General features: G+C 70.1%; 11 protein-coding genes and 1 pseudogene. 6 read left to right on the top strand and 6 right to left on the bottom strand.

Going from position 1 to position 13,598, the window contains the following annotated elements; genetic code table 11:
• Positions 1–338 precede the first annotated feature (338 nt).
• On the top strand, positions 339–659 hold the full coding sequence (locus B9B60_RS14195; protein WP_084452362.1) for an AzlD domain-containing protein: 321 nt from the start codon (positions 339–341) through the stop codon (positions 657–659).
• Between the two features lie 60 nt (positions 660–719).
• On the opposite strand, the gene dapB is transcribed toward B9B60_RS14195, so the two are convergent.
• Positions 720–1,460: a 4-hydroxy-tetrahydrodipicolinate reductase gene (dapB, locus tag B9B60_RS14190; RefSeq protein ID WP_084452361.1), complete on the bottom strand. Its 741-nt coding sequence runs from the start codon at positions 1,458–1,460 to the stop codon at positions 720–722.
• A gap of 115 nt (positions 1,461–1,575) precedes the next feature.
• Here dapB and B9B60_RS17215 point away from each other — a divergent pair, with 115 nt between their 5' ends.
• Positions 1,576–1,719 (top strand): hypothetical protein, encoded by a 144-nt coding sequence (locus B9B60_RS17215; RefSeq protein WP_159451217.1) that lies wholly within the window; start codon positions 1,576–1,578, stop codon positions 1,717–1,719.
• A gap of 79 nt (positions 1,720–1,798) precedes the next feature.
• Here B9B60_RS17215 and B9B60_RS14185 read toward each other — a convergent pair whose 3' ends face one another.
• On the bottom strand, positions 1,799–2,047 hold the full coding sequence (locus tag B9B60_RS14185; protein WP_143445597.1) for a hypothetical protein: 249 nt from the start codon (positions 2,045–2,047) through the stop codon (positions 1,799–1,801).
• A gap of 389 nt (positions 2,048–2,436) precedes the next feature.
• On the opposite strand from B9B60_RS14185, the gene B9B60_RS14175 reads away from it, so the two are divergent.
• Positions 2,437–3,042, top strand: coding sequence for a hypothetical protein (locus tag B9B60_RS14175; protein WP_084452358.1), 606 nt, complete (start codon positions 2,437–2,439; stop codon positions 3,040–3,042).
• Between the two features lie 106 nt (positions 3,043–3,148).
• Here the strand turns inward: B9B60_RS14175 and B9B60_RS14170 are convergent, their stop codons facing one another.
• A complete protein-coding gene (locus B9B60_RS14170; protein WP_084452357.1) occupies positions 3,149–5,521 on the bottom strand; it encodes a polyribonucleotide nucleotidyltransferase in 2,373 nt (790 codons plus the stop codon).
• A gap of 170 nt (positions 5,522–5,691) precedes the next feature.
• Complete coding sequence (rpsO, locus tag B9B60_RS14165; protein ID WP_072625011.1) at positions 5,692–5,961, bottom strand: 30S ribosomal protein S15; 270 nt, start codon at positions 5,959–5,961, stop codon at positions 5,692–5,694.
• A 193-nt stretch (positions 5,962–6,154) separates the two neighbouring features.
• Here rpsO and B9B60_RS14160 point away from each other — a divergent pair, with 193 nt between their 5' ends.
• The gene (locus B9B60_RS14160) at positions 6,155–7,558 is read left to right on the top strand and encodes a sugar porter family MFS transporter (protein WP_084452355.1); all 1,404 of its coding nucleotides are present in this window, start codon (positions 6,155–6,157) and stop codon (positions 7,556–7,558) included.
• A 77-nt stretch (positions 7,559–7,635) separates the two neighbouring features.
• Here B9B60_RS14160 and lpdA read toward each other — a convergent pair whose 3' ends face one another.
• Positions 7,636–9,033 (bottom strand): dihydrolipoyl dehydrogenase, encoded by a 1,398-nt coding sequence (gene lpdA / locus B9B60_RS14155; protein ID WP_084452353.1) that lies wholly within the window; start codon positions 9,031–9,033, stop codon positions 7,636–7,638.
• Between the two features lie 104 nt (positions 9,034–9,137).
• Here lpdA and B9B60_RS14150 point away from each other — a divergent pair.
• Positions 9,138–11,403: pseudogene (locus tag B9B60_RS14150) on the top strand (carbon starvation CstA family protein).
• Positions 11,403–11,567: a CstA-like transporter-associated (seleno)protein gene (locus B9B60_RS14145; protein ID WP_084452351.1), complete on the top strand. Its 165-nt coding sequence runs from the start codon at positions 11,403–11,405 to the stop codon at positions 11,565–11,567. The pseudogene B9B60_RS14150 and the gene B9B60_RS14145 overlap by 1 nt, the downstream one beginning before the upstream one ends.
• Before the next feature lie 40 nt (positions 11,568–11,607).
• Here B9B60_RS14145 and mrdA read toward each other — a convergent pair whose 3' ends face one another.
• On the bottom strand, positions 11,608–13,575 hold the full coding sequence (mrdA, locus tag B9B60_RS14140; RefSeq protein ID WP_084452349.1) for a penicillin-binding protein 2: 1,968 nt from the start codon (positions 13,573–13,575) through the stop codon (positions 11,608–11,610).
• Positions 13,576–13,598: the final 23 nt, after the last annotated feature.

The following is a 13,598-nucleotide window of genomic DNA, read 5'->3' as shown; positions in this document are numbered from 1 at the left end:
CACCGCCCACCCTTGACCGATGACCCGCTCGACGAGCAGTTCACGACCGTGCTGGTTCAGGCGGGCATTACCGTGGGACATGAGGACCTCCGGTCCGGTAGGCGACTTAGACATCACCCACCGCACCCGGGGGTCCTCCCTTACGTCAACCCCGACACGGAGTGTCACCAACCTCTTGGCTGAGTACATCTAGCCGCCCTGATCGCGCTGATCAGCTTCGCCCCGATGCCTGCGGGCGTCCCGGTGCTGCTCGCGGCCGTGGCGGCCGTCGTGGTCGGCCTCGCCTCCGCCGAGCCGAGCAGCGCCCACGACATCGAGCAGCCCGAGGGGGACCTGCTGTGAGCGCCACGGCCCTGTGGGTCTGCGTCCTGGCCGCGTGCATCCTCGGCTACGCCACGAAGTTCGTCGGCTACCTCGTGCCGGAATCGCTCGTCGACGGACGGCGCCGGTCCAAGGTCATCGGGCTGCTGCCCGTAGCCCTCCTGGCGGGACTCGTCGTCACGCAGACCGCCGGCGGTGACGACGGGATCGTCATCGATGCCCGACTCGCCGCCGTGGCCCTGGCGGTCGTGCTGCTGTGGCTGCGGGCCAACTTCGTCGTCGTGGTCTTCGCCGCCGCTGCACTCGCCGCGGGCCTGCGCGCCCTCGGCTGGGGCTGACCGCACCGACCCGTTGTGCGGTCGGACCGTCGGTCGGGCTCACGGTCAGGCAGCGGGCGGTCAGAGACCGAGGACGTGCTCCAGCCCCACGGTCACACCCGGGTGCTTGCCGACCTCACGCACCCCCGTGAGGACCCCGGGCATGAAGGAGACCCGGTCGAAGGAGTCGTGACGGATCGTCAGCATCTCGCCCTCGTTGCCGAGCAGCACCTCCTGGTGGGCCACCAGACCGCGCAGGCGCACCGCGTGGACCGGGACGCCCTCGACGCTCGCGCCACGGGCACCGTCGGGGTCCTCGGTCGTCGCGTCGGGGACCGGCCCCAGCCCGGCCTCGGCGCGCGAGGCGGCGATCAGCTCCGCCGTGCGGGTGGCCGTGCCGCTCGGTGCGTCGACCTTGCGCGGGTGGTGCAGCTCCACCACCTCGACCGACTCGTAGAAGCGCGCCGCCTGCTTGGCGAACTGCATCATCAGCACGGCACCGATGGCGAAGTTGGGGGCGATGAGCACGCCCACTCCCCCCTTCGCCTCGACCTCGGTGCGCAGCTGGGTGGCCCGGTCATCGGTCCAACCGGAGGTGCCGACGACGACGTGGACACCCCGCTCGACGCAGTGGCGCACATTGCGCTCGCTCGCGGCCAAAACGGTGAACTCGACGACGACGTCGGCACCGCCGAGGTCGCCGAGGTCGTCGCCCTCGTCGAAGCGCCCGACCAGCTCGAGGTCCGACGCGCCGTCGACCGCCTCGCAGGCCGTCACACCCATGCGCCCCTTGGCGCCGATCACTGCCACCTTCATCGTCATGGGGGTCAGCCTACGAAGACGCCCGATCAGCGGCTCACCCGGCGCGTCGTTCACCTTGTGTTCACCTTGGTGTTAGTGTCGTAGGTGAACAGAACATGAACAGGAGGTGTCCGACATGACCGTGACGACCATCAAGAGCACCCGCACCGCCCCGAAGCTGACCTGCACCTGGGTCGCCGTGCGCGGCAAGGACGGCCGGACCCGCATGGAGATGCGCTGGATCGACGAGACCCGTCGCACCGCGCGCCACGCGGCCTGACCGAGCGACCGCTCCCCCACGCCGGGAAGCCCCCGCCACCGCACGGTGCCGGGGGCTTCCTCATGCCCGACCAACCCACTCAGCGGGGGAATTCGAGGACCCTCTCCCCGTCGCTGCCGATGACCGAGGGCGCCCCCGAGTCGGGGATGAGGATGGCAGCCGACAGCAGGTAGTGCTCGTCGTAGACCAGGTCACGGTGATGGGGACCGTGGATCTTGCGCTCGCGCGTTGCCTGCTTCCACTCGAATCCCTGCTCGAGGTACAGGTTGCGCTCCCACTGCTTGTTCGTGATGACGAGCAGACCCTGCTTGACACGCAGCACTCGCACCGGGCCGTCCTGCTCCGTGCGCCCATCGGCACGGCCGCCCCAGGGGCTCACCGAGTGGTCGCCCGGCGACGTCGAGCAACTGCGGACCGGAGACGATGACCGGCTTGGCGTCGGGCACTGCCTCGGGCTCACCGCCCCAGGTGTCGTCCGGTCCGAGCAGAACGGTGACCGTCGCGCCGGCGATGACGAGCAGCACCGCGATGAATCCGACGAGCAGGCGTAGCGGCTTCAAGGTTCCCCCCTGGGGTGTGGCGTGAGTTCGGCGCCGTCGCAACGACGTTCGCCCCACGGTATGAGCGATGCGCAGGTTGTGCGCGTCGCTTGTCCACAGGCGAGGCCGCGTGGGTGATGATGGACCCCCACCAGAGAGACCCCCAGGGAGATGGCGCATGAGCACCGGTCGATCCACGACATCGCCGCTCGTCGGCGTCTCCGTCGTCGTGACGATCGCGCTCCTGGCGGCCTGGCTGGGGTGGTTGGGCTACCAGGCGGCCACCCGCCCCGACCCCCGCCCCCTGACCTTCGCCGAGCAGGTCGAGGCGATCCCGGGGGTCAGCGAGGTCGAGGTCGACAGCAACCCGGTGCCCGGCAGCGGGCGCATCCGGACCGTGACGTCGGAGGTGGTCTTCGACCAGGCCATCCTCGACACCCCGTCCGCGTCGGCGACCCGCCTGGCCAACGTCTCCCACGGCTGGAGCGGCTCCGACTGGTCGATCCGCGGTCTCGACTCGACCGCCGACGTGCACTACCTGGCGCCGGTGGACAAGGCACCCATCGCCTGGTGGCTCGAGGGGGTCGCGCTGCTGCGCGAGCAGCACCCGGGCTCCACCCTCGACTGCACGATCCGCTCCGGCTCGCTCGACTGCAAGGTCAGGGGCGGCAATGCGCCCGCCGCACGAGAGGCCCTGCAGAGCATCGACACCGAGGCCGTCGACCGGTGGGTCGAGAACTCCCACCCCTCGGGTGGCCAGCCACGCGGCTTCACCCTGCCCTGAGCCGGAGCCACGCGCTCGCCCCGTGCCGCGCCCTCATCCGCGAGCACGACGAAGGGGGCCGACCCTCCAGCTGGAGGGTCGGCCCCCTTCGTCAGGAACCGTGCGGTCAGTCGTCCTGCGACTCGCCCGCGTCGGCCGACTCGGTCTCGGCGGACTCGCCGGAGTCGTTGTCGCCACGGCGGCGACGACGGCGACCGCCGTCACGGCCACCCTCACGGCGACCACCGCGGCCACCCTCGTCATCGCCCTTGGAGCCGGCGGCCAGCTCGGCCTCCTGCTCCGGGGTGAGGACGGCGGCGAGGCTCAGCTTGCCGCGGGGGTCGATCTCCTTGAGCTCGACCTGGACCTTCTGGCCCACACCGAGGATGTCCTCGACGGCGTCGATCCGCTTGCCACCGACGAGCTTGCGCACCTCGGAGATGTGCAGCAGGCCGTCCTTGCCCGGCGTCAGCGAGACGAAGGCGCCGAAGGTCGTCGTCTTGACGACGGTGCCGAGGAAGCGCTCGCCGACCTCGGGCATCTGCGGGTTGGCGATGGCGTTGATCGCGTTGCGCGCAGCATCGGCCGACGGGCCGTCGACCGCACCGATGAAGACGGTGCCGTCGTCCTCGATGCTGATGTCGGCGCCGGTGTCGTCCTGGATCTGGTTGATCATCTTGCCCTTGGGCCCGATGACCTCACCGATCTTGTCGACCGGGACCTGGACGGTGATGATCCGCGGCGCGGTCGGCGCCATCTCGTCGGGCGCGTCGATGGCCTCGTTCATGACGTCGAGGATGTGCATCCGCGCGTCACGGGCCTGGGTCAGCGCACCGGCGAGGACGGAGGCCGGGATGCCGTCGAGCTTGGTGTCCAGCTGGATGGCCGTGACGAACTCGCGGGTACCGGCGACCTTGAAGTCCATGTCGCCGAAGGCGTCCTCGGCACCGAGGATGTCGGTGAGCGCCGCGTAGCGGGTCTCACCGTCGACCTCGTCGGAGACCAGACCCATGGCGATGCCGGCCACGGCGGCGCGCAGCGGCACACCGGCGTTGAGCAGCGACATCGTCGAGGCGCAGACCGAGCCCATCGACGTCGAGCCGTTGGACCCGAGGGCCTCGGAGACCTGGCGGATCGCGTAGGGGAACTCCTCGCGCGGGGGCAGCACCGGCAGGAGCGCACGCTCGGCGAGCGCGCCGTGGCCGATCTCGCGACGCTTCGGGCTGCCGACCCGGCCGGTCTCACCGGTCGAGTAGGGCGGGAAGTTGTAGTTGTGCATGTAGCGCTTCTTGGTGACCGGCCCGAGCGAGTCGATCTGCTGCTCCATCTTGAGCATGTTGAGCGTGGTGACACCCAAGATCTGGGTCTCGCCGCGCTCGAAGAGCGCCGAGCCGTGCACGCGCGGCAGGACCTCGACCTCTGCGCCCAGGGCGCGGATGTCGGCGAGGCCACGGCCGTCGATGCGGACCTTGTCGCGCAGGATGCGCTGGCGCACCTGCGCCTTCTGCACCGAGCGGTAGGCCGCCGAGAGCTCCTTGTCGCGCCCGAAGAACTCGCCGGGAGCCTCCTCAGTGCCCGCGAGCGAGGCCTTCATGGCCTCCTTGATCTCGTCGAGGCGCTCCTCGCGCTCAGCCTTGCCGGCGATCGTCAGCGCGGTCGCGAGGTCGGCCGAGGTGACCTGCTCGACGGCGGCGTAGGCGTCGTCCTGGTAGTCGAGGAAGATCGGGAAGTCCTCGACCGGCTTGGCGGCCGCCCGGGCCAGCTCGGCCTGGGCGTCGCACAGGACCTTGATGAAGGTCTTGCTGGCCTCGAGCCCCTCGGCGACGACCTCCTCGGTCGGCGCGGTCTTGGCCTCGTTCTTCACGAGGTTCCACGTCGACTCGGTGGACTCGGCCTCGACCATCATGATCGCGACGTCGTCACCGACGACGCGGCCGGCGACGACCATGTCGAAGGTCGAGCGCTCGATGTCGCTGAAGTTGGGGAAGGCAACCCACTGGCCGTCGATGAGCGAGACGCGGACGGCACCGATCGGGCCCGAGAAGGGCAGGCCGGAGATCTGCGTCGACGCCGAGGCGGCGTTGATCGCCAGGACGTCGTACTGGTGGTCCGGGTGGACCGACAGCACGGTGATGACGACCTGGACCTCGTTGCGCAGACCCTTCTTGAAGGTCGGGCGCAGCGGGCGGTCGATGAGGCGGCAGGTGAGGATGGCGTCCGTGCCCGGACGACCCTCGCGGCGGAAGAAGCTGCCGGGGATGCGACCGGCGGCGTACATCCGCTCCTCGACGTCCACCGTCAGCGGGAAGAAGTCGAAGTGGTCCTTGGGGGTCTTGCCGGCCGTCGTGGTCGACAGGAGCATGGTCTCGCCGTCGAGGTAGGCGCTGACCGCGCCTCCAGCCTGCTTGGCGAGGCGACCGGTCTCGAACCGGATGGTGCGGGTGCCGAACGAGCCGTTGTCGATGGTGGCTTCGGCGGCGGTGATCTCAGGACCCTCCATCGGGTCCTCCTTTTCTCTCTGCGAACCGGGAGCATCGTCGTTGTGCCCCGGTAGGTCTTCTGCTGTGACGATCTTCAGTTGTGGGTCTCTTCAGTTGTGCCGAAGGGAGATTCCCCCCCGGATACGCGAAGAAGCGGCCCCCTTGGCGGGAACCGCTCTCCACGAAGCTGTTATCGGCGAAGGCCGAGGCGCTTGATCAGCGCACGGTAGCGCTCGATGTCGGTGCTCTCCAGGTAACGCAGGAGGCGGCGACGACGACCGACGAGCAGCAGCAGGCCGCGGCGGCTGTGGTGGTCGTGCTTGTGCTCGCGGGAGTGCTCGGTGAGGTCCTTGATGCGCTGGGTGAGCAGCGCGACCTGCACCTCGGGGGAGCCGGTGTCGCCCTCGACGGTGGCGTACTCGGCCATGATCTGCTTCTTGACGTCAGCGGTCAGCGGCATGCTGCGACACTGCTCCTTCTCTGGGGTTGTTGCGCGGCGCGCCCGGGCTGGTTCACCGGGGCTCTGTGGATCCGCGGCCGATTCTCACGGCAACCGTTGAAGATTAGCAGCGAGTTCCGCCGGGGCCCTAATCCGCAAGAACCGACGCTGCGCCCCTAGCGTGGCTGTCACGTCCCCGAGGGAGAGGTTGACCATGAGCTCATCGACGACGGCGACACCCGGCGCGTACCACACGGCGAGGGTCATCCAGCTCGCCCTGGTCGCAGCCCTCGGCGGCTTCCTCTTCGGCTTCGACACCGCCGTGATCAACGGGGCGGTCGGGGCCATGCGCGAGGACTTCGGCATGCCCTCGGCCCTCACCGGGTTCGTCGTCTCCTCGGCGTTGCTGGGCTGCATGCTCGGCGCCTACCTCGCCGGGCGGATCGCCGACCGGATCGGCCGCATCCGGATCATGGTCATCGCCTCCGTGCTCTTCACCCTCTCCGCGATCGGATCGGGCCTGGCCTTCGGGCCCGTGGACATGATCTTCTGGCGGGCCGTCGGCGGCGTCGGCGTCGGCGCCGCCTCGGTCATCGCCCCCGCCTACATCGCCGAGATCTCCCCCGCCGCGATCCGGGGTCGGATGGGGTCGCTGCAGCAGCTGGCCATCGTCACGGGCATCTTCGTCGCGCTGCTCTCCGACTTCGCCATCGCCGCGGCGGCCGGCGGCTCCAACGAGCCGATGGCCTTCGGGCTCGACGCGTGGCGCTGGATGTTCCTCGCCGAGGCCCTGCCGGCGGTGGCCTACGGCGTCCTGGCCGTGACGATCCCGGAGTCGCCGCGCTTCCTCATCAGGGTCGGGGACGAGCAGCGCGCCCGGGACGTCCTGGGCCAGGTCCTCGTCGACGGCATCGACACCCGGATCAGCGAGATCAAGCGGACCATCGTCCGCGAGGCCCGCTCCTCGTTCGCCGACCTGAGGAAGCCCGGTGGCGGGCTGCTGCCGATCGTCTGGATCGGCATCGCCCTATCGGTCTTCCAGCAGTTCGTCGGGATCAACGTCATCTTCTACTACTCGTCGACGCTGTGGCAGTCCGTCGGCTTCACCGAGGACGACGCGCTCAAGCAGACCGTCATCACGTCGGTCACCAACATCGTCGTCACCCTCGTCGCCATCGCGCTCATCGACAAGATCGGCCGCCGCCTGCTGCTGCTCATCGGCTCGACCGGGATGACGGCCAGCCTGGGGGTCATGGCGTGGATCTTCAGCCAGGCCCGGCTCGTGGACGGGCAGCCCAACCTGACCGACGACGCCGCGCTCATCGCGCTCGTCGCCGCCAACGCGTTCGTCGTCTTCTTCGGGGTCTCGTGGGGGCCGGTCGTCTGGGTGCTGCTCGGCGAGATGTTCAACAACACCATCCGTGGCCTCGCGCTCGGGATCGCCGCGGCCGCCCAGTGGCTGGCCAACTTCGTCATCTCGACGACCTTCCCCTCGATGGCCGACGTGGGGTTGTGGTTCGCCTACGGCTTCTACACCGTCTTCGCGCTGCTCTCCCTCCTCTTCGTCCTGCGCTTCGTGCCGGAGACGAAGGGGGTCGAGCTGGAGGACATGGCCTGAGCCGCCTCCCCGGGCACCGCCTCCCCGGGCACGACGAGGGGCCCCGGGATCCGTCCCGGGGCCCCTCGTCGCGTGGGTCAGAGGTTGATCATGTGCCCCGCGATGCCCTCGACGGCCTCCTTGACCGCCTCGGACAGGGTCGGGTGGGCGAAGACGTTGCGCGCGACCTCGTCGGCGGTGAGGTCCCACTTCTGCGCGAGCGTGAGGACCGGCAGCAGCTCGGTGACGTCGGGGCCGATCATGTGGGCGCCGATGATCTCGTTGTGCTCGGCGTCGGCGACGACCTTGACGAAGCCGACCGCGTCGCCCAGGCCCATGGCCTTGCCGTTGGCGGTGAAGGGGAAGGTCGCCGTCTTGACGTCGAAGCCCTTCTCCTTGGCCTGCTCCTCGCTGTAGCCGAAGGACCCGATCTGCGGGTGGCAGTAAGTCGCGCGCGGGATGAAGTCGTAGTCGACCGGCATCGTCTCGGCGCCGTTCATGTGCTCGGCGGCGACGACGCCCTGGGCCTCGGCGACGTGGGCGAGCATGAGCTTGGCCGTGCAGTCACCGATGGCGTAGACGTTGTCGACGTTGGTGCGGCAGTACTCGTCGATCTCGATGGCGCCGCGCTCGGTGAGCTGGACACCGATCGACTCCAGGCCGTAGCCCTGCGTGCGCGGGGCGAAGCCGATCGCCGACAGGAGGCGGTCGGCCTCGAGGACCTGCGCGTCGCCGCCCTTCGCCGGGGTGACGGTGACCTTGACGCCGGAGCCGGTGTCCTCGACGGACTCGACCTTGGTGCTCGTCATGACCTTGACGCCGAGCTTCTTGTAGTGCTTGGCCAGCTCCTTGGACACGTCGGCGTCCTCGGTGGGGACCATCCGGTCGAGGAACTCGACGATCGTGACGTCGACGCCGAAGTTCTTGAGCACGTAGGCGAACTCGACGCCGATGGCGCCGGAGCCGGCGATGATGATCGAGCCCGGCAGGTCTTCGTCGAGGATCTGCTCCTCGTAGGTGACGACGTTCTTGCTCACCTCGACGCCGGGGAGCATGCGGGTGGTGGCGCCGGCGGCGATGATCAGCTTGTCGAAGGAGACGGTCTTGGTCTCGCCGTCGTTGAGGGCGACGTCGACGGTGTTGCCGGAGGTGATCGTGCCCCAGCCGTCGATCTCGGTGATCTTGTTCTTCTTCATGAGGAAGTGGACGCCCTTGACGATGCCGGCGCTCACCTGGCGGGAGCGCGCGTGCGTCGGGCCGAAGGACATCGTGGCGTCGCCCTCGATGCCGAACTTCTTCTTGTCATGGGTCAGGGTGTGCGCGAGCTCGGCGTTCTTGATGAGCGCCTTGCTCGGGATGCAGCCCACGTTGAGGCAGACACCGCCCCAGTACTTCTTCTCGATCACCGCGACCTTGTTGCCGAGCTGCGCGGCGCGGATCGCCGCCACATAGCCACCGGGTCCAGCACCGAGCACAACGACGTCGAAATCAGCCATGTCCGACAGCCTAGCCATGACTGCGTTACCTTCGGCACACAGCCCTGATCACGACGACGTGGACGAAGGAAAGGATGAGCGAGCGCAGCGCATCGAGCACCGTCATGGACGAACGGGACGGCGTCACGACGGTCCGCACCGACCCCGGTCGTCCCCCCGTCGCCGTCCGCACGCCACACACGGTGAGCGGAAGGGAGAAGCTCGTCTTCGCGCTCATCGCCCTGCTCGGGGCGGTCGGCTGGACGATGATCGCCGTGGTCCGGGGCGAGCACGTCAACGCCGTCTGGTTCGTCTTCGCCGCAGTGTGCACCTACATCATCGGCTTCCGCTTCTACGCCCGGCTCGTCGAGTACAAGGTGCTCAAGCCGCGCGACGAGCGCGCCACTCCCGCAGAGGAGTTCGAAAACGGCAAGGACTTCATGCCGACGGACCGGCGGGTGCTCTTCGGGCACCACTTCGCCGCGATCGCCGGTGCCGGGCCGCTCGTCGGCCCCGTGCTCGCCGCCCAGATGGGCTACCTGCCGGGCACCCTGTGGATCGTCGTCGGGGTGGTCTTCGCCGGAGCGGTGCAGGACTACATGGTCCTGCACCTGTCGATCCGACGCGGCGGACGCAGCCTCGGGCAGATGGCCCGCGACGAGCTCGGACGGGTCGGGGGCACCGCCGCGATCGTCGGCGTGCTCGCCATCATGCTCATCCTCATCGCCGTCCTGGGCATCGTCGTCATCGGCGCCCTGGCCCACTCCCCCTGGGGTGTCTTCTCCATCGCGATGACGATCCCCATCGCGCTCTTCATGGGCCTGTACCTGCGCTACCTGCGGCCCGGCGCGGTCGGCGAGGTCTCGCTCATCGGCGTGGCCCTGCTCGTCGCGGCCATCATCGGTGGCGGCTGGGTCGCCGAGCACCCGACGCTGTCGCAGACCTTCACCCTCGAGCCGATCACGCTGGCCTGGCTGCTCATCGGCTACGGCTTGGCCGCGTCGGTGCTCCCGGTCTGGCTGCTCCTCGCCCCCCGCGACTACCTGTCGACCTACATGAAGGTCGGCACGATCACGCTGCTCGCGATCGGCATCCTCGTCGCGCGCCCCGAGGTGAAGATGCCGGCGGTCACCGAGTTCGCGTCGACGGGCACCGGTCCCGCCTTCGCCGGGTCGCTCTTCCCCTTCCTCTTCATCACCATCGCCTGCGGCGCCCTCTCCGGCTTCCACGCGCTGATCTCCTCGGGCACCACCCCCAAGCTCATCGAGAAGGAGAGCCAGGCCCGCTTCAATCGGTTACGGCTCCATGCTCACCGAGTCCTTCGTCGCCGTGATGGCGATGGTCGCGGCCGTGAGCATCGACCAGCACATCTACTTCGCGATGAACGCCCCGGTCGCGCTCACCGGTGGCGAGCCGGGCAGCGCCGCCGACTACGTCAACGGCCTGCCGCTCAGCACCCCGTCGGGTGGGCCCGTGCCACCGGTCGACGCGGCCACCCTCCAGCAGGCCGCGGACAGCGTCGGCGAGGAGACGATCATCTCCCGCACCGGCGGCGCCCCGACGCTCGCCTTCGGCATGAGCGAGGTCATGAGCGTCTTCGGTGGCGAGTCGCTGAAGTCCTTCTGGTACCACTTCGCGGTGATGTTCGAGGCGCTCTTCATCCTCACCACGGTCGACGCCGGCACTCGCGTCGCGCGCTTCATGTTCTCCGACGCCCTGGGCAATGTCCCCGGCATGGCCCGCTTCAAGGACCCGTCGTGGCGCCCGGGCGCCTGGCTGTGCAGCCTCATCGTCGTCGCCGGGTGGGGGTCGATCCTCGTCATGGGCATCCTCGACCCGCTCGGCGGTATCTACACCCTCTTCCCGCTCTTCGGCATCGCCAACCAGCTCCTGGCGGCGATCGCGCTGGCGGTCGTCACGACGATCATCGTCAAGCAGGGCAACCTGCGCTGGGCGTGGATCCCGGGCATCGCGCTCGTGTGGGACCTGCTCATCACCCTGTGGGCATCCGCTCTGAAGATCTTCAGCAGCAACCCCAAGATCGGCTACTTCGCGCAGCGTGACGCCTTCGTGGAGGCGCGCGACAAGGGCGAGCTGCTCACCGGCGCCGCGTCCCCGGCCGACATGGACAAGATCATCTTCAACTCGCTCGTCCAGGGCACCCTGTCGATCGTCTTCGCCGTGCTCGTCATCATCGTCGTCGCCGCGGCCGTCGTCGTCATGGTGCGCGCCGTGCGCCACGGCGGGCTACCGACGAGCGAGACCGAGGGCGTCCCGTCGCGGATCTTCGCGCCCTCGGGCCCGATGGCCACCCCCGAGGAGAAGCAGGTCCTCGCCGAGTGGCGGGAGGCGGGCCTGGAGCCCTCGCCCGCCGCCAAGGGCGGCCACTGATGAGCGCGGGGACGGCCACCACCTTCGACGTGGTGCGGCGGATCGGCCGCTTCGTGTCGGGGGTGACCGGGGCCGACCGCTACGAGCGCTACGTCGAGCACCTGCGCCGGGTGCACCCGGAGCGGCCGGTGCCGGCACGGGCCGACTTCTGGCGGGCCCACTAGGCGGAGCAGGAGCGCAACCCCGGCACGCGTTGCTGCTGAGTCACTCCTCGACGCCCGCGAGCTCCTCGTGGATCTCGCGGGCGATCGGCGCGGCGGTCGCACCACCGGTGCCGCCCTGCGAGACGACGACCGCGACGACATAACGCGGTCTGGTGGTCGGGGCGTACGAGACGAACCACGCCGTGTCCTCCTTGCCATAGACCTCGGCCGTCCCGGTCTTGCCCGCGACGGGCCACTGCCGCAGGGGGAACCCGGAGAAGGCCGACCGGGCGGTGCCGCCGGGGCGGCTCACGACATCGGCCAGCGCGGTGCGCAACAGCTCACCGGACTCCCCCGGGAGATCGACCTCACGGGTGGCCGGGGCGTCGACGCCGGTGCGCGTGCCGTCCGACGCGATCGTCGCCCGCACCAGGTGGGGGCTGGGCTCGGTGCCGTCGGTCGCGATCGTGCCGTAGACCTGCGCCATCTGCAGCAGGGTGGCGGTGACGTCGCCCTGACCGATCGACAGGTTGGCCTCGTCGCCGGGACGGAACTGGTAGCCGCTGTCGCAGTTCTCCTGCGCGAGGGCGGTCAGGTAGTCGCGACGAGAGCGATCGGAGATCTCGGGGTGGCCCCGCCGGGCCTCGGCGCAGGAGGCGTCCTTGGTGCTCTCCCACCACTCACGCTTCCACGCCCGACCGGGGATGCGGCCGGCCGACTCGGCCGGCAGGTCGATGCGGGTCGTCTCCCCCAGCCCGAGGTCGCGGGCGGTGTCGATGAGGGCATCGCCGTCGTCGTCCCGCGCCGAGAGACCGCCCTGGTCACGCCAGACGTCCTCGGCGACCCGGTAGAACACCGTGTCGCACGAGACCTTGATCGCCTCGCGCCAGGTGATCCAGCCGTAGGCGCGCGACTCGAAGTTGTTGAAGGTCCGGTCCCCGATGCGGTGCGAGGCGGTGCAGTTGACCTCGTCGTCGAGGTCGGCCCCGGCCGCGACCGCTCCCGGGAGCGTCACCGCCTTGAAGGTGGATGCCGGAGGCTGCGCCACGCCGGTGACCCGGTCGATGAGCGGGCTGCGGTCGCCCGTCGTCAGCCGCTCGTACTCCCCCTGCGAGACGCCCTCGGACCACACGGAGGGGTCGTAGGTCGGCACGCTCGCGGAGGCGACGACCCCGCCGTCGCGCAGGTCGAGGACGACCGCGGCCGCTGTGTCCGCCCGGTGGCCTCGGTCCCGCGCCTGCCGTACGCCGTCGGCGAGAGCCCTCTCGGTGGACTTCTGGACGGGCAGATCGAGGGTGGTCACCAGGTCCGCCCCGGGGACGGGGTCGGTGCGGGAGAGCTCCTCGACGGCGACGCCTCGGGCATCGACGCGCACGACCCGCTCGCCCGGCGTGCCACGCAGCTGCGCGTCGTACTGCCGCTCCAGGCCGGTGGCCCCCACGAGGTCGTCCGCGGTGATCGCCCCATCGGATGCCTCGACCGTCTCGGCGTCGGGCCTGGCGAGGTACCCGGTGGTCTGCGGCGCGCCGCCCCCCGCGGCCCTCGGGTAGGCCCGCACGGGTTGGCTCGTCACGGCCACCCCCGGGTAGAGCTCGGGTCGCTCGGTGACCGCCGCGGCATCTCGCGCGCTGACGTCCTCGGCAATCGGCACCGGCACGAGGGCCGAGCCGGACCAGCACGACGGCGGGTCGGCGGCCCCCGGCGCCCCGCAGAGGGTCGTGCGGCCCCACAGCCGGTCGAAGGGGAGGTCCAGCGCCTCGGCGAGACGTCGCACCGTGGCCCGCCCGCCGTCCTCGGCGTCGGCCAGGGTCCGGCGGTCGATGGTGATGTCGGTGCGCGCCGCGTTGTCGACGAGCGGGCGACCGTCGCGGTCGAGGATGCGCCCGCGCAGGGCGGGCAGGTGCACCGTCGCCGTGCCCGGCCCGGCCAGGGTGGCGTCCCCGGCCGGGTGGTCGGTCAGCTGGAGCTGCCCGAGGCGCCCCAGCAGGACCCCGGCCAGCAGGGTGAGGACGGCCAGCGAGGCGAGCATCCGCAGCTGGAGGCGAGGGCCGC

The sequence above is a fragment of the Janibacter indicus genome (genome assembly GCF_900176385.1).
In the GTDB taxonomy this organism is placed as follows: Bacteria; Actinomycetota; Actinomycetes; order Actinomycetales; family Dermatophilaceae; genus Janibacter; species Janibacter indicus.
Note: the sequence above shows the minus strand (reverse complement) of the source record. Positions and strands in the feature narration are given on the sequence as shown.

Coding starts and splice junctions, on each gene's coding strand:
- B9B60_RS14145 (WP_084452351.1), top strand. CDS start 11,403: ATGAGCGCGGGGACGGCCACCACCTTCGACGTGGTGCGGCGGATCGGC.
- B9B60_RS17215 (WP_159451217.1), top strand. CDS start 1,576: ATGACCGTGACGACCATCAAGAGCACCCGCACCGCCCCGAAGCTGACC.
- B9B60_RS14170 (WP_084452357.1), bottom strand. CDS start 5,521: ATGGAGGGTCCTGAGATCACCGCCGCCGAAGCCACCATCGACAACGGC.
- B9B60_RS14175 (WP_084452358.1), top strand. CDS start 2,437: ATGAGCACCGGTCGATCCACGACATCGCCGCTCGTCGGCGTCTCCGTC.
- mrdA (WP_084452349.1), bottom strand. CDS start 13,575: ATGCTCGCCTCGCTGGCCGTCCTCACCCTGCTGGCCGGGGTCCTGCTG.
- lpdA (WP_084452353.1), bottom strand. CDS start 9,033: ATGGCTGATTTCGACGTCGTTGTGCTCGGTGCTGGACCCGGTGGCTAT.
- rpsO (WP_072625011.1), bottom strand. CDS start 5,961: ATGCCGCTGACCGCTGACGTCAAGAAGCAGATCATGGCCGAGTACGCC.
- B9B60_RS14160 (WP_084452355.1), top strand. CDS start 6,155: ATGAGCTCATCGACGACGGCGACACCCGGCGCGTACCACACGGCGAGG.
- dapB (WP_084452361.1), bottom strand. CDS start 1,460: ATGACGATGAAGGTGGCAGTGATCGGCGCCAAGGGGCGCATGGGTGTG.